Origin of the sequence: Arthrobacter silvisoli, from assembly GCF_003369445.1 — a bacterium.
GTDB lineage: Bacteria > Actinomycetota > Actinomycetes > Actinomycetales > Micrococcaceae > Arthrobacter > Arthrobacter silvisoli.
This window is the reverse complement of sequence record NZ_QRCU01000017.1, coordinates 25,320-51,881: the sequence shown is the minus strand read 5'-3', so window position 1 is coordinate 51,881 and position 26,562 is coordinate 25,320. Positions and strand designations below refer to the sequence as shown.

At 68.7% G+C, this 26,562-nt stretch carries 20 protein-coding genes; 15 read left to right on the top strand and 5 right to left on the bottom strand.

Annotated features, from left to right (window positions below; translation table 11 throughout):
• The first annotated feature begins 13 nt into the window (after positions 1-13).
• The 3 genes from DWV11_RS03670 to DWV11_RS03660 are packed head-to-tail and all read left to right on the top strand — an operon-like array spanning position 14 to position 3,785.
• Positions 14-1,195: a thiamine pyrophosphate-dependent enzyme gene (locus tag DWV11_RS03670; RefSeq protein WP_115787537.1), complete on the top strand. Its 1,182-nt coding sequence runs from the start codon at positions 14-16 to the stop codon at positions 1,193-1,195.
• A complete protein-coding gene (locus tag DWV11_RS03665; protein WP_115787536.1) occupies positions 1,192-2,316 on the top strand; it encodes an alpha-ketoacid dehydrogenase subunit beta in 1,125 nt (374 codons plus the stop codon). Before DWV11_RS03670 ends, DWV11_RS03665 begins: the two co-directional genes overlap by 4 nt.
• The gene (locus DWV11_RS03660; protein ID WP_115787535.1) at positions 2,304-3,785 is read left to right on the top strand and encodes a dihydrolipoamide acetyltransferase family protein; all 1,482 of its coding nucleotides are present in this window, start codon (positions 2,304-2,306) and stop codon (positions 3,783-3,785) included. The genes DWV11_RS03665 and DWV11_RS03660 overlap by 13 nt, the downstream gene beginning before the upstream one ends.
• Positions 3,786-3,931: 146 nt before the next feature.
• On the opposite strand, the gene DWV11_RS03655 is transcribed toward DWV11_RS03660, so the two are convergent.
• Complete coding sequence (locus DWV11_RS03655; RefSeq protein WP_115787534.1) at positions 3,932-5,443, bottom strand: FAD-dependent oxidoreductase; 1,512 nt, start codon at positions 5,441-5,443, stop codon at positions 3,932-3,934.
• A 243-nt stretch (positions 5,444-5,686) separates the two neighbouring features.
• Here DWV11_RS03655 and DWV11_RS03650 point away from each other — a divergent pair, with 243 nt between their 5' ends.
• Positions 5,687-6,496 (top strand): MBL fold metallo-hydrolase, encoded by an 810-nt coding sequence (locus tag DWV11_RS03650; RefSeq protein ID WP_115787533.1) that lies wholly within the window; start codon positions 5,687-5,689, stop codon positions 6,494-6,496.
• A gap of 43 nt (positions 6,497-6,539) precedes the next feature.
• Here DWV11_RS03650 and DWV11_RS03645 read toward each other — a convergent pair whose 3' ends face one another.
• Positions 6,540-8,015: an APC family permease gene (locus DWV11_RS03645; protein WP_115787532.1), complete on the bottom strand. Its 1,476-nt coding sequence runs from the start codon at positions 8,013-8,015 to the stop codon at positions 6,540-6,542.
• Positions 8,016-8,325: 310 nt separating this feature from the next.
• Here DWV11_RS03645 and DWV11_RS03640 point away from each other — a divergent pair, with 310 nt between their 5' ends.
• From DWV11_RS03640 to DWV11_RS03630, 3 genes are read left to right on the top strand one after another with little or no spacing between them, the layout of a single operon-like run.
• Positions 8,326-9,525, top strand: coding sequence for a MinD/ParA family ATP-binding protein (locus DWV11_RS03640; RefSeq protein WP_115787531.1), 1,200 nt, complete (start codon positions 8,326-8,328; stop codon positions 9,523-9,525).
• A gap of 20 nt (positions 9,526-9,545) precedes the next feature.
• Positions 9,546-10,688: a GGDEF domain-containing protein gene (locus DWV11_RS03635; RefSeq protein WP_115787530.1), complete on the top strand. Its 1,143-nt coding sequence runs from the start codon at positions 9,546-9,548 to the stop codon at positions 10,686-10,688.
• Positions 10,689-10,729: 41 nt separating this feature from the next.
• The gene (locus DWV11_RS03630) at positions 10,730-11,959 is read left to right on the top strand and encodes an MFS transporter (protein ID WP_115787529.1); all 1,230 of its coding nucleotides are present in this window, start codon (positions 10,730-10,732) and stop codon (positions 11,957-11,959) included.
• Positions 11,960-12,150: 191 nt separating this feature from the next.
• Here DWV11_RS03630 and DWV11_RS03625 read toward each other — a convergent pair whose 3' ends face one another.
• Positions 12,151-13,161 (bottom strand): phosphatase PAP2 family protein, encoded by a 1,011-nt coding sequence (locus tag DWV11_RS03625; protein WP_115787528.1) that lies wholly within the window; start codon positions 13,159-13,161, stop codon positions 12,151-12,153.
• Positions 13,162-13,316: 155 nt separating this feature from the next.
• Here DWV11_RS03625 and DWV11_RS03620 point away from each other — a divergent pair, with 155 nt between their 5' ends.
• From DWV11_RS03620 to DWV11_RS03605, 4 genes are read left to right on the top strand one after another with little or no spacing between them, the layout of a single operon-like run.
• Positions 13,317-14,735 carry an extracellular solute-binding protein gene (locus tag DWV11_RS03620; RefSeq protein WP_115787527.1) on the top strand — a complete coding sequence of 473 codons (1,419 nt, stop codon included), beginning with the start codon at positions 13,317-13,319 and terminating at the stop codon, positions 14,733-14,735.
• Positions 14,732-15,706 carry a carbohydrate ABC transporter permease gene (locus DWV11_RS03615; protein ID WP_245953417.1) on the top strand — a complete coding sequence of 325 codons (975 nt, stop codon included), beginning with the start codon at positions 14,732-14,734 and terminating at the stop codon, positions 15,704-15,706. Before DWV11_RS03620 ends, DWV11_RS03615 begins: the two co-directional genes overlap by 4 nt.
• An 8-nt stretch (positions 15,707-15,714) precedes the next feature.
• The gene (locus tag DWV11_RS03610; RefSeq protein ID WP_115787526.1) at positions 15,715-16,584 is read left to right on the top strand and encodes a carbohydrate ABC transporter permease; all 870 of its coding nucleotides are present in this window, start codon (positions 15,715-15,717) and stop codon (positions 16,582-16,584) included.
• A gap of 32 nt (positions 16,585-16,616) precedes the next feature.
• Positions 16,617-18,020 (top strand): glycoside hydrolase family 32 protein, encoded by a 1,404-nt coding sequence (locus tag DWV11_RS03605; RefSeq protein ID WP_115787525.1) that lies wholly within the window; start codon positions 16,617-16,619, stop codon positions 18,018-18,020.
• Between the two features lie 300 nt (positions 18,021-18,320).
• Here DWV11_RS03605 and DWV11_RS03600 read toward each other — a convergent pair whose 3' ends face one another.
• Both DWV11_RS03600 and DWV11_RS03595 read right to left on the bottom strand, forming a co-directional pair.
• Positions 18,321-19,370 carry a LacI family DNA-binding transcriptional regulator gene (locus DWV11_RS03600; protein ID WP_115787524.1) on the bottom strand — a complete coding sequence of 350 codons (1,050 nt, stop codon included), beginning with the start codon at positions 19,368-19,370 and terminating at the stop codon, positions 18,321-18,323.
• Positions 19,371-19,489: 119 nt separating this feature from the next.
• Complete coding sequence (locus DWV11_RS03595; RefSeq protein ID WP_115787523.1) at positions 19,490-20,248, bottom strand: DUF2510 domain-containing protein; 759 nt, start codon at positions 20,246-20,248, stop codon at positions 19,490-19,492.
• A gap of 95 nt (positions 20,249-20,343) precedes the next feature.
• Here DWV11_RS03595 and DWV11_RS03590 point away from each other — a divergent pair, with 95 nt between their 5' ends.
• The 4 genes from DWV11_RS03590 (at position 20,344) to DWV11_RS03575 (ending at position 26,442) form a co-directional block, all read left to right on the top strand.
• Positions 20,344-21,408, top strand: a complete 1,065-nt coding sequence (locus DWV11_RS03590; protein WP_425452040.1) for an o-succinylbenzoate synthase — start codon at positions 20,344-20,346, stop codon at positions 21,406-21,408.
• A 72-nt stretch (positions 21,409-21,480) separates the two neighbouring features.
• The gene (locus DWV11_RS03585; protein WP_115787521.1) at positions 21,481-23,574 is read left to right on the top strand and encodes a PhoX family protein; all 2,094 of its coding nucleotides are present in this window, start codon (positions 21,481-21,483) and stop codon (positions 23,572-23,574) included.
• Positions 23,575-23,693: 119 nt separating this feature from the next.
• Positions 23,694-25,430: a 2-succinyl-5-enolpyruvyl-6-hydroxy-3-cyclohexene-1-carboxylic-acid synthase gene (menD, locus tag DWV11_RS03580; RefSeq protein ID WP_115787520.1), complete on the top strand. Its 1,737-nt coding sequence runs from the start codon at positions 23,694-23,696 to the stop codon at positions 25,428-25,430.
• Positions 25,431-25,434: 4 nt separating this feature from the next.
• Positions 25,435-26,442, top strand: a complete 1,008-nt coding sequence (locus DWV11_RS03575; protein WP_115787519.1) for a LacI family DNA-binding transcriptional regulator — start codon at positions 25,435-25,437, stop codon at positions 26,440-26,442.
• The last annotated feature ends 120 nt before the right edge of the window (positions 26,443-26,562 follow it).

Here is a 26,562-nt window from a genome sequence, read left to right as displayed (position 1 = left end):
AGAGGACGGACCAATGACGATCTCCGCAAGCCAGGAATCCACCACGGACCAGGCAACCGAGGTCCGGCGCAAGTTCGGCATCAGCGTCGAGGCCTACATGCTCCCGGCCCACCACCAGATCCAGATGGTGGCGCCGGACGGCACGCTGAAACCGGAAGCTGAACAAGGCACCGAACCCGGCCACGAATATCCCATCCCGGGCGACGCCGAACTCATGGCCGCTTACGAGCGGCTCGTCGTCGGGCGCCGCGTCAACGACCAGAACTCGGCGCTGGTCCGGCAGGGCCGTATGGCCGTCTACCCATCCAGCCACGGCCAGGAAGCCTGCCAGGTGGCCGCGGCCATGTGCCTGTCCGACGGCGACTGGCTGTTCCCCACCTACCGGGACGCCGTCGCCGTCATGGCCAAGGGCGTGGACCCGGTGCAGGCCATGACCATCTTCCGCGGCGACTGGCACGGCGGCTACAACCCCCAGGAACACAAGGTGGGTATCCAGTGCACCCCGCTGACCACCCAGCTGCTGCACGCCGTCGGCGTTGCCCACGCCGCCAAGCTGCGTGGCGAGGACACCGTAGTCCTGGCCATGTGCGGCGACGGCGCCACCAGCGAAGGCGACTTCCACGAGGCATTGAACTTCGCCGCGGTCTTCCACCTGCCGGTGATCTTCTTCGTGCAGAACAACAAGTACGCCATCTCCGTGCCGCTCAGCCACCAGTCCGTGGCACCCTCCCTGGCGCACAAGGCCGTGGGCTACGGCATGGCCGGCGAACGCGTGGACGGTAACGACCTCGTGGCACTCCTGGCCGTGCTGGACCGCGCCGTGAAGCTTGCCCGCGAAGGCTCCGGGCCTTTGCTGGTCGAGGCCAACACCTACCGCATGCAGGCCCACACGAACGCCGACGACGACACCCGTTACCGGGACAACGCCGAGGTCAGCGAGTGGAAGGCCAAGGACCCGCTCAGCCGCATGGACGTTTACCTCAGGAGCCGCGGACTGCTCGACGACGACGGCGCCGCCCGGATCGCCGATCACGCAGAAGCGGTGGCCACCCAGCTGCGCGAGGGCCTGGGTGAGGACGTTCCGGTGGAGCCGCAGAACCTCTTCCGCTACGTCTTTTCCAGCCCCACGCCCCAGCTGCGGGAACAATCCGCGCTGCTGGCCGACGAACTCGCCCGCGAGGAGAGCGCAAAATGACCATCACCACCTCCTCGGAAGCGAACGGCAACGTCAGCGCCGCCACCGCCCGGGCCGCAGCCAGCGCTGCCGCGGCCGCCGAAACCGCGTCGCGTCGGGAAAGCACTGCACCCCCAAGCGTCACCATGGCTAAGGCCCTCAACACCGCCATGGCCGACGCGATGCGCGACGACGCCTCGGTGCTGGTTTTCGGCGAGGACGTCGGCCGCCTGGGCGGCGTCTTCCGCATCACCGACGGCCTGATGGACACCTTCGGCGAACAGCGCTGCTTCGACACCCCGCTGGCCGAATCCGGGATCGTCGGCATGGCCGTGGGCATGGCCATGAACGGCATGCGTCCCGTCATCGAAATGCAGTTCGACGCCTTCGCCTACCCGGCCTTCGAACAGATCGTCAGCCACGTGGCCAAGATGCACAACCGCACCCGCGGCGCCCTCAAGCTGCCCATGGTCATCCGGGTGCCCTACGCGGGCGGGATCGGAGGTGTGGAGCACCACTGCGACTCCTCCGAGTCCTACTACGCCCACACCGCAGGCCTGAAGGTCTTCACCCCGGCCACCGTGGCCGACGGCTACCGGATGCTGCGCGAAGCGATCGACTCCGACGACCCCGTCATGTTCATGGAGCCCAAGAAGCTCTACTGGTCCAAGGACCAGGTGGACCTCGAAGCGCTCGCCGCCGAGCACGCCGCCCACCGCGCCGCAGGAACCAGCAGCGAGGGGCGGGCCGCCGTCGCCCGTTCCGGAACCGACGCCACCCTGATCGCCTATGGACCTTCCGTCCCCACCGCGCTCGCAGCCGCCGCGGTGGCAGCCGAGGAAGGCCGCTCCCTCGAAGTGATCGACGTGCGCACCATCGTGCCGTTCGACGACGAGACGGTCTCCGCGTCAGTGCGCAAGACCGGCCGCGCCGTGGTGATCGCCGAAGCGCACGGTTTCGCGTCCGTCGCCTCGGAGATCGTGGCCCGGGTCCAGGAACGCTGCTTCCACCACCTGGCCGCCCCCATCCGCCGGGTCACCGGCTTCGACGTGCCGTACCCCGCCCCGAAGCTGGAGCACTACTACCTGCCAAGCGTCGACCGTATCCTCGACGCCGTCGACGATCTGCAATGGGAGAACTGACCATGACCGCCGAACTGCAAGTCTTCCGCCTTCCGGACCTCGGCGAAGGCCTCACCGAAGCCGAACTCCTCAGCTGGCTCGTGGCCGTGGGCGACGAAATCCGCGTGGACCAGCCGATTGCCGAGGTGGAGACCGCCAAGTCCGTCGTCGAAGTGCCGTCCCCGTACGCCGGCACCGTGGCCGTGCTGCACGGCGAACCCGGCCAGACGCTCGACGTCGGGAAGCCGCTGATCTCGGTGGCTCCTGTGGGGATCTCTGCTCCTGGTGGTTCCGGCGCCTCCGAAGGTGCATCCGGTTCCGATGCCACTGCCGGGGCGGCATCATCCGCTCCGGCTGGCGCCGTCGACTCGCCGTCCGGCGGTTCTTCGTCCGCCGCTGCCGAAACTTACCGCACCGAGGAACGGGCCGGGTCGGGGAATGTGCTTATTGGCTACGGGACGTCCGGCGGGGGTGAGGCGCGTCGGACGCGGCCGCGGAAGGCTCCGGCCGCCGTCGTCGTTTCTGCGCCTGAAACGTCCGTCACTGAACTGTCCTTGCCCGCGGCGTCGCGGGTTCCTGGGAAGCTTTCTGCCGTGATTTCGCCGCTGGTGCGGAAGATGGCCCGGGACCATGGGGTTTCGCTGGAGAGCGTTCCTGGCTCGGGGGAGAGCGGGCTGATCTTGCGGCGCGACGTGGAGGCTGCGATCGCGGAGCCACGCAAGGCCCCACCGGCACCTGCTGCTGCGGAGGCGCCTGCCGGCTCCCTGGATTCGCGGACCGGGCTGGCCGTGGCTTCGCGGTCGGCGGTCCGCGGGGTGCGCAAGGCCGTGGCCGCGAACATGGCCCGCAGCCGCTCCGAAATCCCCGAAGCCACGGTATGGGTGGATGTGGATGCCACCGCGCTGTTGGAACTGCGGGCCGGGTTGAAGAAGGCGGGGGACCAGCACGTGCCTGGCCTGCTCGCGTTCATCGCCCGCTTCGTCACCGCCGGGCTGAAGAAGTACCCGGAGCTGAACACACGCTTCGAAACACTGCCGGATGGCAGCCAGGAGATGGTGGCCTTCGACGGCATCAACCTTGGCTTCGCCGCCCAGACCGACCGCGGCCTCGTCGTTCCCTCTGTCCGCAGTGCGGAGAAGCTCAGCGCCCGCGGACTGGACGCCGAGATCCGCCGCCTGACCGCAGTCGCTCGCGACGGTAAAGCCACCCCGGCGGAACTGGGCAGCGGAACGTTCACCCTGAACAACTACGGCGTGTTCGGCGTAGACGGGTCCGCCGCGATCATCAACTACCCCGAAGTAGCGATGCTGGGGCTCGGCCGGATCATCGACAAGCCGTGGGTGGTGGACGGCCAGCTCGCGGTCCGCAAAGTCACCGAACTGACCCTCGCCTTCGACCACCGGGTGTGCGACGGCGAAACTGCGGCCGGTTTCCTCCGCTACGTGGCGGACGCCATCGAGAACCCTGGAGCCGTGCTCTCGGACCTCTAGGGCAGAGGCCGGCGGGAGGAACGGCTTCTGACGCTCCTGCCCGCTTGCTTTCCAGGTCACCCTGAACCGGCGCCGGACAGCGGCGTGTCGTGGCAGACGCGCCGGTGTTGGCAAAAGCAAGCGGGCGGGAACGCCGCTTCGCTCCGCTATTGCAGCTTGAGCAGGTTGTGCGTGGCCGGGCCCTCCAGGAGCTTGCCCGAGGCCGAGTAGCGTGAACCGTGCAGCGGGCAATCCCAGGACTTTTCGGCGTCATTCCAGTGCAGGATGCCGCCCAGGTGAGCGCAGTGCGCGGACAAACGGCAGGTGACTCCGTCCACCGTGCAGACCGCGGCGGGCTTGCCATGGAACAACCCGGTGACGCCGGTGCCCTCCGCGGGAGTGGTCTCCTCCGTGATTTCGGGCTTCTTCTTCAGCGCGGCGTTGTCGCGCACGTTCTGCAGCTGGGTGTCCAGGTTGAACGACACCGCCGAGGACGTGCCCCGGGGCCCGGTGGTGCGGTAGTGGATGGTGCGCGCCCAGGAGTTCTGCGGGCTGCCTGTGATGTCGGAGACGATGTCCAGGGCCGCGGCCACGCCGTTGGTCATGCCCCATTTGTTGTAGCCGGTGCCGAAGAGGATCCGGCCGCGTCCCCGGGGCAGCTTGCCGAAGAACGGCATGAGGTTGATCGCCTGATAGTCCTGTGCGGACCACGTGTGCGTCAACTCGGCGCCGGGGTAGTGCCCTTGCGCCCAGGCCACGAGCTGGTCCAGCTTGGCCTTGGGCGACGGCGCCCGCCCGCCCGGGTGCCCGAAGCCGCCCACCAGCAGGAGGGAGCCGCCCGGACCTTCGCTGCCCGGCGCCGGGAAGTCGCGGATCGAACGGGTCGGCGGCTCGGCCGACAGGTACATTCCCGGCGGCGGGGTGACCCCGTCCGGGAGCCGCAGCGCGGCGGCATAGGAGCGGTTGGGCCGAAGCTTGGCAAAGTAGAGGCCGCGGTTCAAGACCGGCGTGCCAGTGGCCAGGACCACGGTTCCGGCGCGGACGTCGCCGCGGCGCGTGACCACGGTGAGGGGATTGCCAGCGCGGACGTTCATGAGCCGCACCCCTTCGACGATGCTTCCGCCGGCCGCCCGGACATCCGCAGCCAACGCCCTGAGGACGTCCATCGGGTTGAACTGGGCCTGGCGTGGAAGGCGCAAAGCGTTTTCGACGTCGAACGGAAGCCCCGTTTCGCGGGTCGCCTCCACCTGAAGACCGGCCGCCAGGGACACCTCCAGTTCGGTGCGCAGCTTCTCCGCTCCCGCGGCGGTGGTGGCGAAGGTGTAGGCGTCGCGGTACTGGAACGGCACGCCGCGCCCTTCGAGGTAACCCAGCAGCCATTCCTGGGCGGCCCGGTTCGCATCCACGTAGGCGTGGACCTGCCGGATCGAATACATGCTCCGCAGCCCGGACAGCACCGTGCCTTGCAGCAGGCTCAGCTTGGCCGTGGTGTTTCCCGTGGCCGCCGCCCCGACGTGGCGCCCTTCAAGCACGAGGACGGTGGAACCAGCCTGGGCAAGCATCACGGCGGTGGCCAGGCCGGTGATCCCCGCGCCCGCAACGACCACATCATAGGTGTTCCCGGGAGTGAACTGGTCGCTGTCGATCCTGGTGCTGTTCTGAAGCCACAAGGAATCCATGGCAGAAGCCCCTTCCGCCGGCCCGGGGCAACCACGCCTGAGGTGGTCCGTCGGCGGCCCGGCACACCTTCAGGGAAGCAGACGGCGGGGCACGAAACAAGGGGTTCCACGCCGCCGTCGGGGGCGTGCGGGTTTCCGGCAGACCCGGCTTGACGCGGCGGGCAACCTGCCGGATCCGCCACCGCTGCGTGGGTAGAATCGAGGCCTGAACACCGCCGGAATGCGTCTGGATACGGAGACGAAATGTCAGCTTGGCTCGAAGTAGGCCCGGATAACTATGTGCTGGAAACCCCTGGGCGGTTGCTGAACACGGGCCTGGTGGTGGGACAGGAACGGGCCATGGTGATCGATACCGGCTGCGGTCCGCGGCAGGGCCGGGAGATCCTGGCCGCCGTCCGCGAAAAGACGGAGCTGCCACTGGTGGTGGTCAACACCCACGCCCATTACGACCACTATTTCGGCAACGCGGTGTTCGCCGACGACGGTGCCACCGAGTTCTGGGCACACGTCAACTGCGCCGCAACGATCGACGACGACGGCGACCACCAGCGCCGCCTGGTGGCGGACATCGAACCGGAAATGGCCGCCGGAACCGGCGAAGCGGCGGAGATCGTCATTCCGAACGCCATCGTCAAGGACCAGCCGGTATTGGTGGACCTGGGCGGACTGACTGTCACCCTGTTCTATCTGGGCCGCGGCCACACCGACGGCGACCTCCTGGTGGGCACCCCCAGCACCCTTTTCACGGGCGACCTCGTGGAGCAGGGCGCCCACCCTTCCTTCGAGGATTCCTACCCGGAAGAGTGGGCGGACGTTCTGCGGCACATCTCGGCCCTGCGCCACCGCTATGAATTCCTGATTCCCGGACACGGGAAACCCTGCAGCGACCAGTTCGTCAAGACCCTGGCCGACACCATGACCACCGCGGTGCGCCAGGCCCGGCAGTCCATCCGGGACATGCCCACCGATGCCACCAAGGCGATCCCGGTGCTGCCGTACGGTCCGGAGCAGTCGCGCTGGTTCATCAAGCGGCTCCAGGAAACGCAGGCCTGAGCCGGGCCCCTGTGGGACCCGGCTGTGAAGAGTGCAGGCCCCGCTACGCGCGTTCCTGGTCGAAGCGCTCCATGTCCCGGCTCAGCCCCTCATGGACTGCCGGCCGCCGGGACTTCAGCCACGCCGCCGTGGCCACGCCGGCGACCACCGCGAGCAGCAGCAGCCACGGCAGGGCGCCGATGACGGGGTTGTCCGAACCGGCCAGCGCCGGGAAGTTCGAGACCGCCAACCCGACGATCAAGGCCAGCCCCACCGCCCCTAGACCCGGAGCAACCAGCGTCCGCCAGAGCCGCGGATCCCGCTGGCGCCGGAAATGCACGACGACGGCCACCGCAGCCAGGAGCTGCAGGCTCAGGATCCCGAGGGTTCCGAAGCCCGTCATGGACGCCGTGAGTGCCGTGATCGGGTCGAGCTTGGCGATCCAGAAGATGAAGGCAATGCCCGTGCCGAAGGCGAGCTGGGCCAGGCTGGCGTTCTGCGGGGCGCCGCTGCCCGGACGGGTCCGGCCGAGGGCGGGCGGAAGGACGCCCACGCGTCCGAAGGCGTAGATGTACCGGGACGCCGAGTTGTGCAGCGCCAGCAGTGCCGCGAAGAGCGAGACAAGCAGCAGCACCATCATGGTCTTGGTGAGGAAGTCGCCGAGGTATTCGGTGGAAATCGCGAAGACAAGGTCCCCGGTGGCCAGGTGTTCCAGGGCCGTTCCCTGCGCCTGTTCAACCCCGAGTGCGCTGACGATCGCCCAGCTGGTGAAGGCCGCGAAGGCACCGATGAAGAGGATGGACAGGTAGGTGGCCTTCGGGATGGTGCGGCGCGGATCCTTGGCTTCTTCGCCGAACAGGCCGGTGGCTTCGAATCCCACAAAGCAGTTGGCCGCGAACAGCAGGCCGAGGCCAAGGGAGCCGGAGAACACGAACTCGGGCGAGAATGCCGCGGGGGCGAAACCGTGGCGGAACAGCACCGAGAAGTCCAGGACCAGCAGGATCGACACTTCCAGCACCAGGCAGACCCCCAGGACCTTGGCGCTGACATCGATGCCGCGGCGGCTGAGCAGGAAGACGGCGGCAACGGAGACCAGGCTCCACATGAACCAGGGAAGGTCCAGCCCGGTGAGGTCCTTGACGACCGTGGCGGTGAAGAAGCCGGAGGTCCCGATGGCGCCGGCAACGAAGCAGTTGTAGCCCAGCATCGCAATGAAGCCGGCGGCGAGGCCGAAGGGCCGGCCCATGCCCCGTACTACGAAGGCGTAGAAGCCGCCGGCGCTGACCAGGGTGCGGGCCATCTGGGCATACCCCACCGCGAACAGCAGCAGGATGACGGTGGCAATGAGGAATGAACCGGGCATGCCGCCGCCGTTGCCCACGGCGATGCCGATGGTTGCGATCACGATGATGCCGGTCAGCGGTGCCACCGCGGCGAGGACGAGGAACACGATGCCGCCGACGCCGAGCGCATCGCGCCGCAGCTCCTGCCGCGGTGCCGTCAGTGTGGGCTGCCCAAGGGACTGTGGTGAAGGTCTCATGCAGGGAGTATGGTCCGCGGAAGCGGGTCGCGACTTGTTCCTGCGCGTGTTCGCTTTGTCACACAGCGCAGGGTGGATCGGTCATCGAAGGCGGTCTTGACCTGCAGCGTTGTCAGCTGGCGTTTAGACTTAGCGTTTGATGCATTTCAATCGAGCTCCGCAGCGCGCGCCGTTGCGGGTCCGGGGGGACGACACCATGGCGGATTCCGTGCAGAACGACAACGACCCAGCCACTGCTACCGAAGGGCAGCCAGAGTTCCGCAGCCGCCGCGATCGCCGACGTGCCCAGGACGATGCCCGGACAGGAAACATGCCTATCGTCTCCGCAAACACCCCGGACCAGGGAAGCGCCTCGGGCGGCCTGATCCAGAGCAGTTCCTGGGCAGCGGCAGCCGCCGCAGCCGATGCCTCGGACGCAGAAAGCGGCCCCGAAGCAGGCGCAGCCGGGAGCCCAGTGGCAGCAGCGGTGGAAACCACTGCGGGAGGGTATCCCAGCCCAGTGCCGGATGCCGCCGTCGTCGACGCTCCGGGGACCCAGGGGGACCGCTCAGCGGAACGCACAGCCCTGCGCTCGGCGCCGATGCCCGACTTCATCAGCTCCCCGGGTTCCTTCGTGAAGGAACAGAAGCCGCGCCCTGTGGGAGGGTTCCGCGGGGCCATCTACCGGCTCACCGGTGGCGCCTGGAACCTCGGGCCCAGCGCCAAGCAGCGCCAGGAAGATGAACTCGCGCGCAGGATCTCCCGGCAGCTGCAGGGCAGCTTCAACACGGCGATCCTGAGCCTCAAGGGCGGCATTGGCAAGACCTCCACCACGGTAGGCGTGGGCCTGACCCTGGCCGAATACCGTGGGGATCCGCCGTGCGCCATCGACGCCAACCCGGACTCCGGCGACCTCGTGGAACGCGCACTCGGCGAGGGCATCTACCAGCGCTCCACCCCGCGCACCATCACCGACTTGCTCGGCAACCTGGAGAGCATCGACTCCCTGACCGGGCTCTCCCGCTACATGCACCACGCCGGCCGCCTGCACCTGATCGCGGGGGAGCAGGACCCGGAGGTTTCGGACTCCCTCACCGCGGCCGAGTACTTGAAGATCCGCCAGCTGATTTCCAGCTACTATTCCGTGGCCCTGACGGACTGCGGCACCGGTGTCACCCACAACGCCATGAAGGGCATCCTGCAGTCCGCGGACAACCTCATCATCGCCGCCGGGTACGCGGTGAGCGGCGCCAAACGGGCCCGCAGCACCCTGCAATGGCTCGCCAGCCACGGTTACGAGGACCTGGCCCGCAACGCGATTGTGGTCATCACGGACAAGGACGAGGTGTCCTCCCGGGTGGACAAGAGCGCCATCGAGGAACACCTCTCCGGGATCTGCCGCCAGCTGATTGCCGTGCCGCACGACAGGGGAGTGGCCGACGGCGACCTCGTCACCCTGGACGTGTTGCGGCCCGAGACGCGCCGGGCGTACAAGGAGATCGCCGCCGCGATCGTCGACGGCTATGTTTAGCAGACGATGACAGGCAAGAAATGGTGCTCGATACCGTGACCCTCAGGGTGTCCCTTGGCGTGGTCACCCTCACCTTGTTCCTGTTGTTCTATTCGTCGTTCCGCCGCACGCGCTCCCGCTACAGCGGCTGGTGGTCGGTGGCGCTCCTGTTCTTCTTCACGGGCAACCTGGCCCTGTTGCTGAACGGCACGCCGCACCAGGCCTGGGCCAACCCCGCCGGGAACGTGTTGCTGGTGACCGGGGCCTTCAGCGTGTGGGCCGGATCCCGTTCGCTGCGGCTGCTGCGCACTCCCCGCTGGCAGTTCGCCGCCGGGCCCGCGTTCACGGCCGTGGCATCCTTGCTGGACGGCCCGGCGTCGAACTCTTCCGCCGGCGGGCTGGCCTACCTCGGCATGATGACGGTGGGCATTGCCCTGGCGTCGCGCGAGCTGTGGCTGCTCAAGCCCGGGGCGTCCCAGGTCCACAGGACGATCGCCGTAGCCGCCGGGTTCATGGCCGCCTACTACTGCTGCCGCTGGGTGGTGTACTTTGTGGACGGACCGCTCGGGCCTGTCTTCCGGACGTACTTCAGCCCCGCCATGACCAGCCTGATCACCTTGGTCCTGCTGGTCTCCGTCTCCTACAGCATGACGGCCCTGAGCAACGAACAACTCATCAACGGGCTCAGCGAACGCGCCACCCGGGACGGCCTTACGGGCCTCCTGAACCGTTTGGCGTTCATGGAACTCGCCGCCGAGGAGATCCAGCGCCTCAAGTCCAAAGGGTCCGTGGCGGCCTTGATCCTGGCGGACCTTGACCATTTCAAGACCCTCAACGACGTCCACGGCCACACCGCGGGCGACGCCGCCATCAAGGCCTTTGCCTCGGCGTGCCTGGCCTCGGTCCGTTCGACGGACCTCGTGGCGCGGTACGGCGGCGAGGAGTTCGTCATCCTCCTGCCCGGCGCCAACCTTGAGAGCGCGAAGACCATCGCCGCCGCAATCAGCCGCAGGCTCACGGACACGAATGCCGAACTCGTGCTGCCTACCGTGAGCTACGGCGTCGCCCTCGGCACCAGCGCCGACGCGGACCTGCCCGGCATGATCTCGGCGGCCGACGCGGCGCTCTACGAGGCCAAGGCACTGGGCAGGGACCGCGTGGTCTGCGCGGGCCAGCCAGGCTAGAGCCCCGGGTGCGGCATGCCGGCCGTCCTAGGATGGAGGGGATGAGCACCACCAAAACCTCCACGACGTTTTCGCTCCGCAGCATCGCACTCCCCGCCTTCGGGCCAACGGTGCTGTTCTGCCTCGGCGAAGGCGCCGTACTGCCGGTGGTTGCCCTGTCCGCCCGGGACCTGGGCGCCTCCGCGGCGCTGTCGGCCCTGCTGGTCACCCTCATCGGCGTGGGGTCCTGGCTCTTCAACATCCCGGCGTCGCTCATCACCATCCGCTTCGGGGAGCGCTGGGCCATCACCGGCGCAGGCGCCCTTGGTGCCCTGGCCCTGGTAGCGGCCGCGCTCGCCCCGCAGCTGCGGCAGGGCCTGTGGTTGCTGGCCGTGGCGATGACGATCGCGGGAATGGCCACGAGTGTCTTCAACCTTGCCCGGCAGAAGTACCTCACCGAAGCCGTGCCGGTGGAATTCCGGGCCCGCGCGCTCTCCACCCTGGGCGGCAGCACACGGATCGGTGTGTTCATCGGCCCCTTTGTGGGTGCCGCAGCCATGCAGTTCCTCGGCATCGCCGGCGCCTACTGGGTGGGCGCCGTGGCCATGGCTGCCGCAGCGGTCCTCTCCCTCACCATCCCGGACCTCGTTCACGCCTCCGGAGCCTCAGGCGGCGCCAGGAAGGGTGCGAAGGGACCGGAACCCACGCTGCGGAACGTCGCGTCCGCGCACGCACTGGTGCTGTTCGCCGTCGGCACCGGTGTGCTGCTGCTGGCCGCGCTGCGTGCCTCACGGCAGGTGGTGATTCCCCTCTGGGCGGACCACCTGGGCCTTGACGCCACCCACGCCTCGCTGATCTACGGCGTGTCCGGCGCCATCGACATGCTGGTCTTCTACCCGGCCGGAAAGCTTATGGACCGCAAGGGGCGCCTCTGGGTAGCTCTGCCGTCCACCCTGATCATGGGTATTTCGCTGTTCCTGATTCCGTTGTCCGGCGGATTCGTGGGCCTGGGCCTTGCAGCCATGCTGATCGGCTTCGGCAACGGCATCAGCTCCGGGCTGGTCATGACCCTGGGTGCCGACTTCTCGCCGGACCGCGGCCGCGGCCAGTTCCTGGGCCTGTGGCGGTTCATCGCCGACGCCGGCAGTACCGGCGGGCCCCTGCTTCTGTCCGCGATGACGGCGGCGGTGTCCCTGGCCGCCGGGATCTGGTCGTGCGGGGTGCTCGGCCTGGCCGCTGCGGCAGTGTTCGCCGTCGCCCTTCCGAAACTGAAGCACCGCCGGAACTACTAGGGGCCCCCGGGCGGGCGCCGTTTTCAGGCCTGGGAGCCCGAATTCAGACCCGGCGCAGGTTTCAGGCCTGGCAGCGCCAGGGACATGTCCACCCTTGGCCGCGGCCAGTGGACATAACAGGAATATGTGCGTTGTTGGCGCCGCAGGGTGGACATGTGCGCGGGGCCGGGGTTGGGTGCGCGGGGCGGGCGTCAGGAACGCTGGCGTGCGGCCTGGCCGAACAGCCAGGTGGCGGCCACGGTCCCCAGGTACCCCGTGACCACGATCAGCGAGACGCCGGCCCAGAAGTAGTTGGTGGTGCTTTCCTCCTGCGCCAAGCCGGGAATGCCCAGGCCGTAGGGCGCGATCCTGGCCAGGGAGTAGACGGCGACACCCGCCGACAGCACCCCGGCCAGCACCGAAAGCGCCAGCCAGAGCCGGGAGGACGCCCAGTGCTCGGCGTGCCCTCCCCACACGTTCCAGCGGTTGCCGGTGCGCATCACCAGCCAGCCGGCCGGCAGCATCACGGCGCCGGTCACCAGGAAGGCCGCGACGACGTCGGCCGGCCGGTGCCACTGGTTGACCAGGGTGGAGACTCCGGCGGCCACGGCGAAGGTGCCGCCGAGGAAGCCCGCCAGCGGTCGCCAGCGCGGCGATACCACCAGGAACACGGCGGCTGCGGCGGAGGCCGCCAGCGTGGTGTGCCCGGAGGGCAGGGAGTTCAGCTCGAGGGTCTGGACTCCCGTGAACGGCCGGTCCGGGAATGAATCCTTGAGCAGCTGGGTGGCGAGGTTCGCGACGGCGCAGGCCGCCACGGCGATTCCGGCCGCCTTCCAGCGCCGCCTGGCCAGGGTGACGAACAGGACCACGACGGCGGCGATCGCCAGCGAGATGCCCGGCAACACGTCCAGGAAGCGCGTGGTGGCCCTGCCTGCGGGTCCGTGGAGTTCCCCGGCTTCGACAAGGGCGGATTCGTCGATGTACTGGCCGGTGGTCGTCTGGACGAAGAAGTAGTAGCTCGCCGCGAGTCCGGCGGCGCAGGCCAAGGTGGCGGCGGCGAAGAGCACCCCGCTGCCCTTGGCAGCCGGGCGTCCGCGGCCGATCCCGCCGCCGTTTCCGCCGCCTTCAGGCGGCCGGCTGCTTTCCCGCCGCACGTCGGTGTCCCCCTGTCCGCCGGCTTCCCGCTGAGCGTGCCGGAGGCTGCTGTCCCTTCGAAACATCATCCCTTTCAGGGTGCCACACCGGGCCCGGCAGGACACATCGGATTCCCTGGGCGAAAGCTGGGCGCCGGTGAGGAAGCGGTAATCAGCGTGTGACCCTTGACACGTGTTAGGTCGAGGATTTAGAGTTCCTAACACGTGTTAGGAAGGAAAAAGACATGCCAGGAAGCAACGGGAAGCTGCGTGAAATCTCACGCAGGACTGCCCTTGGCGCCTTGGGTGCGGGAATCGTCGGGACAACCGTGGCGTCGTGGCCGCGGCTGACCGGAATGGACATCCCGGGCCGCGGCGACAACAGCCTCAGCATCGCCATCTTGGGTACCGCCGCGGACGCCGCTGCCCGCCAGAAAGTGGTCGACGCATTCGCCAAGGTCCACCCGGACATCAAGGTGAAGGTCCAGGCCATCCAGGCCGTGGACTGGAAGGATTTCTTCACCAAGATCCTCACGATGGTGGCTGCCGGGACACCGCCGGACGTGGTGTACGTGGCCACGGAAGGCGCCCAGCTGTTTGCCGAGAAGCTGGCCCACCCGCTGGACGAGTACCTGCGCCGGGATGCAGCACATATGAAGGAATACTTCGCGGACGTCCACCCCAGCCTGGTGGAAGCCTTCATGTACAAGGGCAGCCTGTTCCAGCTCCCCATCGACTGGAACGCCGCCAACATGTACTACAACACCAAGGCCCTGCAGCAGGCAGGCCTGGAGCGGCCGGCGGACGACTGGAACCACCTGGACTTCCGCAGCACCCTGGCCGCCATGCGCAAGGCCCGGCCCTCGGACTTCACCCCGTATTACTGGACCAACCGGCTCTTCGGCGGCGTGGTGCCGTGGCTCTACGCCAACGACACCAGCTTCCTCAAGGAAACCAAGTCCACGGGCGGCCGGTGGCTGTGGGACAGCTTCTACGCCAACGACCCCACCCGCGGCATGCGCTCGGGTGGCTACCAGTGGCTCGAACCCAACGCCAACGATCCGAAGGTCTTCGAGTCCTTCGACTTCCTCCGCGGCCTGGTCAAGGACGGGCTGGGGGTCCGCCCGGAAGAAGGCGGCGGCAACTCCCTGGTGGGCCTCTTCGCCTCCAACCGGATCGGCACCACCCCGGCCGGCGGCTACTGGGTGCAGGGCCTGAGCGAGGCCGGCATGAAGCAGGACGACTACGATGTCCAGTTCTTCCCGAAGTGGCGCACCCAGCGGCACCAGTTCGGCACCGCCGGCTACGCGATCATGAAGACCGCCAAGGACAAGGACGCCGCCTGGGAATGGGTGAAGTTCAGCTCCAGCCTCGAAGCCATGAAGATCGTCTTCCCCACGCCGAACACCACCCCGGCCCGGCGCTCCATGGTCAACGAGCAGCTGTACGCGGGCAAGGGCCCGCGGCACTGGAAGGTGTTCTATGACACCCTCGACCGTTTCCCCAGCACCGGTCCCATTCCCGCCCCGCCCCAGCAGGCCGCCGTCGAGACGGCCCTGATGAAAAACGTGTCCCTGGCCGTCAGCGGTGACGAACGCCAGCTGAAGTCGGCGCTCGACTCGCTCCAGAGGGACCTCGAATTTGCCTTGAGGAGGCAGCCATGAGCACCGCAAGCGATACGCGCGTGCGCAGCAAAGCACTTGGGGGAAGGACAGGGCACGGCACCAGCGCCGGCCTGCCCGGCAAGGCACGCCGCTCCGGCCGCGAACGCCAGCCTTGGCTGCCCTGGGTCTTCCTGGCCCCGACCATCGTGGGCATGGGCATCTTCACCGTGCTGCCCATCATCGCCTCCGTGGCCCTGGCCTTCTTCCGTTGGGACATCATCTCGGCGCCGAGCTTCGTGGGCTTCGACAACTTCGCCGAAGTGGTCCAGGACCCCACGGTCCGGGTGTCCTTCCTGAACACCATCCTGTTCGTCGTGGTGGCCGTGGCCCTGCAGCTTGGCCTTGCCCTCGCGCTGGCCATCATGGTCCAGGAGAAGCTTCCGGCGTGGCTGCGGGTCTTCTTCCGCAGCGCCTTCTTCTTCCCGCTGATCCTCTCCGCCGCCTCGGTGTCGATTTTCATGCGGTACCTCTTCAACGAACAGTTCGGCGTAGTCAACTGGCTGTTGTCCCTCGTGGGCATCCCCGCGGTTCCCTGGCTGACGACGCCTGGCGGTTCGGCCGCCGTCGTGATCCTGGTGTACGTGTGGCAGAACTTCGGCTTCTCGTTCCTGCTGTTCATCGGCGGCCTGGCGTCCATCCCGGTGGAAACCTACGAAGCCGCCTCGCTGGACGGCGCCACCGGCTGGCGCAAGCACGTCCACGTGACGCTGCCGCTGCTCAGCCCCACCACCCTGGTGGCTTCCGTGATGGCGATCATCAACGCGCTTCAGGTCTTCGACCAGCCCTTCGTGCTCACCCGCGGCGGCCCCGGCGACTCCACCCGCACGGCCGTGATGGTGATCTTCGAGTCCGCTTTCCAGCGGCTCGAATTCGGCCAGGCCTCGGCGATCGGCGTGATCCTCACCCTGATCATCATGGCCATCACGGCCGCGCAGTTCCGGCTCAGCAAACGATTCGTCTTCTACCAGTGAGGCCCGCCATGACCACCACCATCAAGCGCCCCGCCGCCGCGCCGGTTGTCCACCGCAGGAAGCGCGACTGGTCCGTCGCCGGCCGCATCGTGCTCCTCTCCCTCGCCGCCGTGCTGGTCCTCGGACCCGTGCTGTGGACCCTGTCCACCTCCCTGCGCCCGCCGGCGGAATCCTTCCAGCTGCCGCCGTCGTTCCTGCCGCTGAACCCGGACTTCGTTTCCTACGGCCAGGTCTTCAAGCAGCTGAACATCATCGGACTCGTGATCAACAGCGCCCTGGTCACCGGGCTGATCGCCGTCGGGCAGATGATCACTGCCGCCTTGGCCGGCTACGCTTTCGCGAACCTCAAGTTCCGCGGCCGGGGTGCCCTGTTCTCCGTGGTGCTGGCCACCATGATGGTGCCCGCACAGGTCACGATCGTCCCCGTGTTCATGCTGATCCGTGGGGTGGGACTTTCGGACACCCTGATGGCCCTGATCCTTCCGGCCATCCCGACGGCGTTCGGCACCTTCCTGATGCGCCAGTACTTCATGGGGCTGCCGGCCGACCTCGCGGAAGCCGCCGCGATCGACGGCGCTTCCCCGTGGCGGACCTTCCGTTCCGTGTATGCGCCGCTGGCGATGCCGGGCCTGTCGATCGTTGGCATCCTGGCATTCAACTTCCACTGGAACGAGTTCTTCCGGCCGCTCATCATGACCATCTCGGAGCAGAACTTCACGCTCCCGCTGGGCCTGGTCTCACTGCAGGGCAACCTCGGCACCGGAAGCATCTCCGTGGTGCTGGCCGGCGTGGTGCTCTCCATGATCCCGGCCCTGGTGGTCTTCATGTTCGGCCAGCGCGCCCTCCGGGACGGCCTCACCGCCGGCACCGGTAAGTAAACCCACTCTTTCAACGAAGGAAACACCCTCCCATGAGCAACACGGAGCTGGCCACGGCCGTCACCGCAGCAGGCCACGCCGACCCCGCCTTCCCGCACCTGCACCCGCGCCCGGCGCAGGGCTGGATCAACGATCCCAACGGCATCAGCTACATCAACGGCCGCTACCACGTCTTCTTCCAGTACAACCCGGACTCCGCCCGGCACCACCGGATCTGCTGGGGCCACGTCAGCTCCGCGGACCTGCTGCACTGGGATGAGCACCCGGTGGCCCTGCGGCCGCAGGACGGCGGGCCGGACGACTTCGGCTGCTGGACGGGCGTGGTGACGGACGACGACGGCGTGCCCACTGCCGCGTACTCGGGTGTCCGTTCCGGTGAAGGTGCCTCCCAGGTGGTCATCGCCCGCGGTTCGGCTGACCTGGTGGACTGGACCCAGAACGGCCACGTGGCCGTGTCCATGCCGGAGGACCCGCAGGTCACGGCAGTGCGTGACCCGTTCCTCTTCCGCTTCGAGGGCCGGCGCTACGCCATCCAGGGCGCGGGCCTGGCAGACGGCCGCGCCGCCCTGCTGCTCTACCGCGTGGATGCCATGGAGGTCTGGGAGTACCAGGGCATCTGGCTCACCACGGACAATGCGGCCGGCGCGGGCCACGACGTGAACCGGGCCGAAATCTGGGAATGCCCGCAGTTGCTGCGCATACCTGACACCGGAAACAGTGAAGGCGGTACTGCCTGGGTGGCCATGTTCTCCCTCTGGCAAAAGGACGACGACCATGAGCACGCCCTCGGCGTCGGCCACCTGATCGGCGCCATGGCCGCTGACCCGGAGACCGGCTTGCCCGTGTTCACCCCGGGCAGCGCAGGCACGTCCGACTTCGGCCGCGACTTCTATGCCCCGCAGGTCACCCAGCTCGATGACGCCCCGGACGGAACCCCGCGGGCGCTGCTCTGGGGCTGGGCCAACGAAGGGCCGGGCCGGGACGGCCGCCGTGGCCGCAGCCAGGACGAGATCGACGCCGCCGGCTGGGCCGGGGTGCTCACGCACCCGCGTGTGCTGTCTCTGGTGGACGGTGGACTTGCTGTGGCTCCGGCACCAGAGATCGACGGCTACCGGGCCGCCCGGCTGGCGGAGGCCGCCGTCGGACGCGTTGAACTCCCGGCCTTGGCGGAGGCACGGGTCACGGCTTCCTCCGGCTTTGCCGGCGGCGAGGTTCGCCTGGTGCTCGGCGGCTCGTCCGGGGAGCAGACCGTGTTCGCCGGACCGCTGGTCGCGGGCGAGGAACTGCGGGTCTTCATCGACGCTTCCCTCGTGGAGGTGTACCGCAGCGGTGCCGTCGCCACGACGCTGCGTGCCTACCCGGCGCCGGGCGAGGAGTGGCGGCTGGAACTCCCGGCCGGCGCCTCGGCAGAGGTGTGGGAGCTGGCGGCCGCCTGACAGCACCTCGGCGGAAGCCGTGGCTGTTCCCGCCGAATTCGCCGGACGGCTGCGGGGTCGCCGTAACGTTACAGCGACCCCGCAGTTCTCCCGCGACCGGGGAGAGCCAAAGGAAGAGCCAGGGCCACTCCAGCGAAGCTGGCTCCTGCACACGGGATGCCCCGGACTGCAGGGCAGTCCGGCGCTACTTGGTCGTGACGTTCCTTCCCGCGTGCATTCTGATCCTGGGTTTGGGCCCGGCCGGCTTCCGCTGATTTCCGGCGCCTTGGTTTGCTTGGCCGCGGCCCTTCCGGACAGATGTCAGGCGGGAACGGGGCCTGTGGACTCCCGGACCACCAAGCGGCAGGGCACCATTGTTTCGAGGGTGCCGGCAGAGTCCACAGGGTCTCCGCTTTCCACCGCATCCAGCAGCCGGGTCATCGCCGCCGCGCCCATCTCGCGCAACGGCAGCGCCATGGTGGTCAGGGCCGGGACCATGGTGTTGGCGATCCGGAATTCGTCGTCGTAGCCCATGATCGACAGGTCCCGCGGCACACTGAGCCCCAGCCGGGCGGCGGCCAGCACCACCCCGACGGCGAGGCGGTCGTTCGCGCACATGATCGCCGTCGGGCGTTCGGACGGGGACACGCCGTCGAGCAGTTTCATGGCACCGTTGAAACCGGTATCGATATCCCAGCCCGCCAGGAAGACGCGGTCCGCCCGCACGGGCAGGCCCGCGCCGTCGAAAGCCCCGCGGTAACCCTGCACGCGCAGGGGCGCCGCCGGGGAGGTTTGCGCGCCGGCGAGGAAGGCGATGTCGCGGTGCCCCAGGCCCAGCAGGTGTTCGGTGGCTTCGCGGCCGCCGGACACCTCGTCCGGAATCACGTGGTGCAGGCGCGGGACGGGGGCGTTGTCGATGCAGTTGGCGAGGACGGACGGTACCCGGAGCATGCCCTGCGGCACGTCCAGCGGCTTGAGGCCCACAGTCACGTACATCAGCCCGTCCACCTGCCGGTCCAGCAGGGTCTCCACGGCGCTGGCATCCCGGGAAGAATCCAGCTCGGTGTCCATCACCACTGTGACGAAGCCGCGGCTTCGGGCGACGTCGTCTGCGCCCCCGATGATGTTGCCGTCGAAGGGGCTGGTGACCACTTCGTCCGAGACGATGCCGATCACGCGCGTGCGCTGGTTCCGCAGGCTCAGGGCGATGGGGTTGGGGGAATAGTTCAACTCCGCGGCGGCCTGCCGGATCCGGTCCTGGCTTTCCTTGGCCACGTTGCCGTCCCCGCGGCCGTTGAGCACCAGGGACACGGCGCTGCGGGAGACGCCCGCGCGCTTGGCGACGTCGAGCGCGGTTGCCTTGCGTTGCATCCCAACTCCTTCACACTGCGTTTCCCTTGCAGTCTACCTAACGCGTGTGAGGGGAGAGCGGCATTTGCTGCGCGGCCGGGGCGGCCGACGGGATCCGCCAGCGGAACGGACCTTGGGGGCTAGCGGGGGATCGAGGACATCAGCTGAGCCATGATCGTGGAGGCTTTGGCGGCGGCCACGACGGTACTCAGCACGAAGGTCCCGATCAGCGCCCACACCGGAGCGAGGCCGCGCCCGGACACTCCGTGGACGATGACCGAGCGCCCGATGACGTAGACGGCCGGGCTGAGGAAGCACCAGGCCCAGTGGAAGGGACGCACCACGCCGTCCTGGCTGAGCTTCTGCCAATCGAGGTACGCCAGCAGCACCGAGACCCCGTAGAGCAGGAAGCTCGAAATGCCGATCGCGAAGTACCACGGCGTGAACATCGAGGTAGGGTCGAGCACCTGCCGGGAGCCCACGGTGCGGAAGCGCAGCTCGGGGTTCCACGCCAACAGGAAAACGAGGGACAGCAGTGGCAGCAGCACGACGCCCCAGATGTACGGGTTGAGGACCGGCGTCCTGCGGTCGAGTTTCGGCCGCTCGGCCGGTGCGCCGGGGAGGGGCGGAACGTTCCCCTGGGTGGTCCACGGTGACGGCGACCCTTGGGCCGACGGCCACGGCGACGCTTGGGCCGACGGCCACTGAACCGGTGACGCGCCCTGGGCGGGCGGGCCCTGAACCGGTGACGTTGGCGGCATGATCCCCGGTGTGCTCCCGGGCTGCGGGGCGTAGTGATTCGTCCAGGCCACGCCGTCCCACCAGCGCGACCGTCTCGGGTCTGCAGGATCGGGGTACCAGCCGGGAGGCGGGGTGGAACCAGTGCCGGGGTGCGTCATGGTGAGCTCCCAATGTGTGCTTTTTCACTGAGGATAGCCCTCCGGCGGTAATCCCGCGCCCCCACCCTGGAACCGGCCCCGGATACAGTGGCAGCATGCCTGAAAGCACTGCAACCGGACCAACCATGCCGTTGCCCTCCCTGGAGGAGCTCCTCGCCACCGCGCGCGTGGTGAGCCTGCCGATGCGGGTGAAATTCCGCGGCATCATGGAACGCGAAACGCTGCTGCTTGAGGGGCCGGCCGGCTGGGGGGAGTTCTGCCCTTTCCCCGAGTACGGCGACGCCGAGGCCTCCCGCTGGCTGGCCGCCGCCGTCGAGGCCGCCTGGACCGGCTTCCCCGAGCCGCTCCGCTGCAGCATCCCCGTGAACGCCACGGTCCCTGCCGTGGACGCCGCCCGGGTACCGGAGGTGCTCGCCCGCTTCGGCCGGGTGGACGCCGTCAAGGTCAAGGTCGCTGAGCACGGCCAGGAACTGGCGGAGGACATCGCCCGCGTCGAAGCCGTCCGGGAAGTCCTGCCGGACGCCGCGGTCCGGGTGGACGCGAACGGTGGCTGGGACGTGCCGCAGGCGGTGGAGGCACTCGGCCGGCTCGCCGCCGTCGGGCTCGAATACGCGGAGCAGCCGGTGCCGGACATCGACGGGCTCGCCGAAGTCCGCCGGCGCCTCGCCGCGAATAGCACAGCTGTGCTGATTGCCGCCGACGAATCCGTGCGCAAGGAGGGCGATCCCCTGAAGGTCGCCCGCGCCGGGGCGGCGGACCTGATCGTCGTGAAGGTGGCGCCGCTCGGCGGAGTCCGGCGGGCCCTCGGGATCGTGGCGCAGGCCGGGCTGCCCGCCGTCGTCAGCTCCGCCCTGGATACCTCGGTGGGAATCCGCGCGGGCCTGGCGCTCGCCGCGTCCCTGCCGGAACTGCCGTACGCCTGCGGGCTGGCGACCGTCCGGCTGTTCGAGTCGGACATCACGCTGGATCCGCTGGTGCCCGACGACGGCGCCATCACGGTGCGCGAAACGAAAGCCGACGCCGGGCTGCTGGAGCGGTATGCGGCGCCCGCGCCGCGGCGCGACTGGTGGCTGGAGCGGCTGCGCCGGGTGCATGGTGTCCTGGCCGCTGCCCAAGCAGGCGCCGCTTCCAGGCCCCGCGGCGAGTTCACCGGAACTTAACCAGAGCGTCCTCTCAGATTCCCCTTGCGCTGAAAGGGTGGCCGGGACCCAGTTACTATCCGGAGGCCACCCATGTCTGAAAAGCCCACCCGTACGTTCCCGCTCCTGCCGATGCTCGGCCACACCAAGGGCAAGCGCAGCCCGGTGACCTGTGCGCTCAAGTGCGACAACGCCTGCTCCGGCGAGGTCTGCAACACCAGCTCCAACTCCTACTTCCGCGACATCGCCTCCGCCGCCATGTCCCGCCGCGCCGCCTTGGGCCTGGGTGCAGCCGGTGCGCTCGCCGTCGTCTTCGGCGGAAACCTCGCCACTGCCGGTCAGGCAGAAGCCGCCGCAGGTGGCGGTCTGTCCGCCGCCGCCACCGCAGGGCTCAAGGACTCGAAACTGAGCTTCACGCCGATCAAGCCGGTGGATTACACCGTTGACGCCTTCATCGTTCCAGAAGGTTTCACCTGGCGTCCGGTGATCCGCTGGGGCGACCCGCTGTTCAACGACTCCCCGGAGTTCGACCTGGAGAACCAGAGCGCCGCCGCCCAGGCCCGCCAGTTCGGCTACAACAACGACTACACGGACATCCTGCCCGTCCCGGGCTCAAAGGACCGCCGTGCGCTGCTGTTCACCAACCACGAGTACACCAACGAGAACATCATGTTCCCGGCCAGCCTGCCGGCCGGCGAAGCCCGCGCCATCGGACGCGCCGGGCACGGCCTGAGCGTCGTGGAACTGGAACGCAAGAACACGAACGCGCCGTGGAACTATGTCAAGGGCGCCCCGCTGAACCGCCGCTACCTCACCGACACGGTCTACGAACTGACCGGCCCCGCAGCGGGTACCGATCTGGTCAAGACCATCGAGGACCCCTCGGGCCGCAAGATCAAGGGCACCCTGGGCAACTGTTCGGGCGGCACCACCCCCTGGGGCACCATCCTCTCCGGCGAAGAGAACTTCAACGGCTACTTCGTCTCTGCCGGCACCAGCGACACCGACAAGCGCTACGGCATCACCTCCAAGCCCACCGCCCGCCAATGGGAACTCGACGAGCCGCGTTTCGACACCCGCAACGCCGGCTATGCCAACGAGACCAACCGCTTCGGCTGGATCGTGGAAGTGGATCCCTTCGACCCCACCTCCACCCCGAAGAAGCACTCCGCGATGGGCCGCTTCAAGCACGAGGGCGCCAACGTGATCGTGGCTGAATCCGGGCACGTGGTGGCTTACATGGGCGACGACGAGCGCTTCGACTACCTGTACAAGTTCGTCTCCAAGGACACCTACCGTCCAGGTACAACGGCCGGGGACCGCCGCCACAACATGACCCTGCTGTCCGAAGGCAACCTCTACGTCGCCAAGTTCGCCGGCAACTCGCCCCTGGCCGAAATCACCGGCACCGGCGTGCTGCCCTCCGACGGCGCGTTCGACGGTTCCGGCGAGTGGCTGCCGCTCGTGGTGGACGGCGCCTCTGCCGTTCCGGGCATGACGGTCGCCGAGGTCCTCGTCTACACCCGCCTCGCCGCGGACAAGGTGGGCCCCACCAAGATGGACCGTTGCGAGGACGTGCAGCCGAGCCTGCACAGCGGCAAGGTCTACGTGGCCTGCACCAACAACTCGGACCGCGGCAAGCCGGGCAAGGAAGGCGCCACCGAGGTCAACCCGCGCACCCAGAACCGCGACGGGCACATTGTGGAAATCACCGAAAACGGCGGTCAGGCCTCCACGAAGTTCAACTGGACCCTGCTGCTCGTGGCCGGCGACCCGGCGAAGAACGGCTCGGCCTACTTCTCCGGATTCCCGGCGGACAAGGTTTCCCCGATTTCCTGCCCGGACAACGTGGCCTTCGACTCGGTGGGCAACCTGTGGATCTCCACCGACGGCGCCCCGTCCACCATCGGTTACAACGACGGCCTCTTCAAGGTCACCCTCGAGGGCCCCGAACGCGGCAAGGTGGAGCAGTTCCTGGCCGTGCCGCGCGACGCCGAGACCTGCGGCCCGGTCATCCACGACGAGGAACGCACTGTCTTCGTCTCCGTGCAGCACCCGGGCGAGGAAGGCACCTTCGCGGAGCCGCACTCCTACTTCCCGGACTACGTGCCTGCCGGTGCCACCCCGAAGCCGGGACAGGTCCGCGCACCGCGTCCGTCCGTGGTTCAGGTCTACCGCCAGGCCTAGGAAACTCGAAGGCTAGGAAAACTCCCGACGCGGGGTCACTACGCGCCCATGTTTGGCGCAAACATGGGCCGTACGTGACCCCGCGTTGCCGTATCAATCGGCCAAATAGACTTAGCTCCGTGACTTCCCAGGACTCTCTGACCTCGCTCGCCGCCGCACGGATTGCCGTTGCCACCCTGCTCGACGCCGGGGTGCGGCACGTGGTGGTGTCTCCGGGCTCGCGGTCGGCGCCCATGGCGTACGCGCTGGCAGAGGCCGAGGCCGCCGGTCGGGTCACGCTTCTAGTCCGGATCGACGAACGCTCGGCTGGATTCACCGCACTGGGACTGACGCTGTCCACCGGCACGCCCGCGGCCGTCCTCACCACCTCCGGGACCGCCGTCGGGAACCTTCTGCCCGCCGTCATGGAAGCCAACCACGCCGCCGTGCCGCTGGTGGTTCTCTCGGCGGACCGGCCGGCCGAGCTGCACGGAACCGGGGCGAACCAGACCACCCTCCAGCTGGACCTCTTCGGCGAACACGTCCGCTTCGCCGTTGACGTTCCGGCCGGGGACAACCCGCAGCGGGCCGTCCGCACCGCGCTACATGCCGCCAGCGGCGCCCTCGAAGGGACCCCGCCCGGGCCGGTGCAGCTGAACCTTGCCTTCCGCGAACCCCTGGTGCCCGAACCCGGGGAGGCCCTGCCGGGGCGCGAGGGCCGCGGTATCTTCCATTACGACGCTGGCCCGGAGGTCCTCGAGCTGCCGGCTGCCTCGGAGGAGCTGCCCGAGCGGCGCACCGTGGTCCTCGCCGGGCACGACGCCGGCGCCGTCGCCGAAGCGTTCGCCCGCTCCCACGGCCTGCCGCTGCTCGCCGAACCCTCGTCCAACGCCCGCTTCGGCCCCAACGCAGTGGGCCCCTACCGGCTGCTCCTGGAGCACTTCTCCGCGGATTCCGCGCTGCCGATCGAACGCGTGGTGGTGTTCGGCCGCCCCACGCTCTCCCGCCCGGTGGCCGCCCTGCTGGCCCGGACAGAGGTGGCGACGGCCCTGTATGAGCCCGTCCCCGTGGCGTGGTACGAACACGGCCGGCGCCGCGAAACACCCATCGAAACCCTGGCGGCGCTCGGCGAATTCGCGGGCCGCGGGGCCGCCGGCTGGCTCGACGCCTGGCTGCTCGCTGGAGCCGCGGCGCAGCACGCCCTGGACGGTGTCCTCTCCGCGGAGGCCCTTCCCACCGGCCCCTCCGTGGCCGCGACCGTGTGGGAGCATGCCCGGGGCCGGCTGGTGCTGGGCTCCTCCAACGGCATCCGCGACGTGGACCTCGCCGGCCAGCCGCAGCCGGCACCCCTGGCCACCGTGGACGCCAACCGCGGCCTCGCCGGAATCGACGGCACCATCGCCACGGCCACCGGGATCGCCATCGGCTCCGGCCGCGAAACCACGCTCCTGCTGGGTGACGTTACCTTCCTGCACGACGCCGGCAGCCTGCTCCTCGGTACCGGGGAACCGGAGCCGGACCTGCGCATCGTGGTCCTCAACGACTCCGGCGGGGCGATCTTCGGGCTCCTGGAACACGGGGCCTTCCTCGAACGCGGCGTCGAAGCGGACGGCGGCTACGGCACCGCCGTCGAGCGCCTCTTCGCCACCCCGCACACAGCGGACATCCAGGCGCTGGCCCGCGCGTACGGCGTCGCCTATTCGCTGGCGGGCACGACGGCGGAACTCACCACCGCGCTGACCGCGCCGCTGAAGGGCCGCAGCATCGTGGAGGTCCGCACCGACCGCACCGGCCTCCGGGCGCTCCACGGGCGCATCAAGGCCGCGGTGGGGGAGGCTGCGGGCGTTCGCCTCGACGCGTGGTATCGAGCACAATAGCCCCATGGCTAACAGCAGTGCCCGGCTTCCCCGGCTCGAGGACGTGGCGCAGCGCGCGGGAGTCTCCCACCAGACCGTCTCCCGGGTGATCAACAACCACCCCAACGTCAGCAAGTCCACGCGCGAACGGGTCGAGGCCGCTATCGCCGAACTCGGCTACCGGCGGAACACGGCGGCCCGCAGTCTGGTGACCAGGCGCTCGCAGACCATCGGTGTCCTGGGCAGCGAACTTTCGCAGTACGGCCCGGCCAACACCCTCCTCGGAGTGGAGCAGGCCGCGCGCGACGCCGGCTACTTCGTCAGCATAGCGGCGCTGCGGACCGTGAGCCGTGAAGCGATCTTCGATGCGATCCAGCACTTCCTGGACCAATCCGTGGACGGCATCGTGGTGATCGTTCCCCACGTGGAAACGCTGCTTGCCCTGGAGGAACAGGCACCGGGCGTTCCGGTGGTGGCGGTGGGCGCCTCGGGCAGCGGATCCGTCAGCGGGGCGATGGTGGACCAGAGACGCGGCGCCGAACTCGCCGTCGCGCACTTGATTGAGCAGGGCCACCACCGGATCGGCCACATCGCCGGCCCCCAGGACTGGATCGACGGCGCCGCCCGCGCCGAGGGCTGGAGCACGGCCCTGCGGGCTGCCGGGCTGGCGGACGACCTCCTGATGGAGGGGGATTGGAGCGCGGGCAGCGGCTACGAAATCGGCCGCGAACTGGCAACGGCACGGTCCGCCACCGCGATTTTCGTCGGCAACGACCAGATGTCCCTGGGTCTGCTCCGGGCCTTCAACGAGGCCGGGGTCAGGGTGCCCGAAGACGTCTCCGTCGTGGGCTTCGACGACCAGCCCGAGTCCGGCTACTTCACCCCGCCGCTCACGACGGTCCGCCAGGACTTCGAGGAACTGGGCCGGCGCTGCATGGACCTCATGCTCGCCGCCTTGGCGAAGGGCGGGACCGCCACTACCGTGGTGGAGCCCGAACTCGTGATCCGCCGGAGCACCGCGGCCCTCGCCTGACTCCCGTGACGCAGTGACGAGCGGCACTTGACGGCTCAATGTGGTACTTGACGGGCAATTTGTTAGCGCTCACAATAGTGTCAGTCCGCGAAGCGGCGGGCGGCATTTCTTGGAGGATTC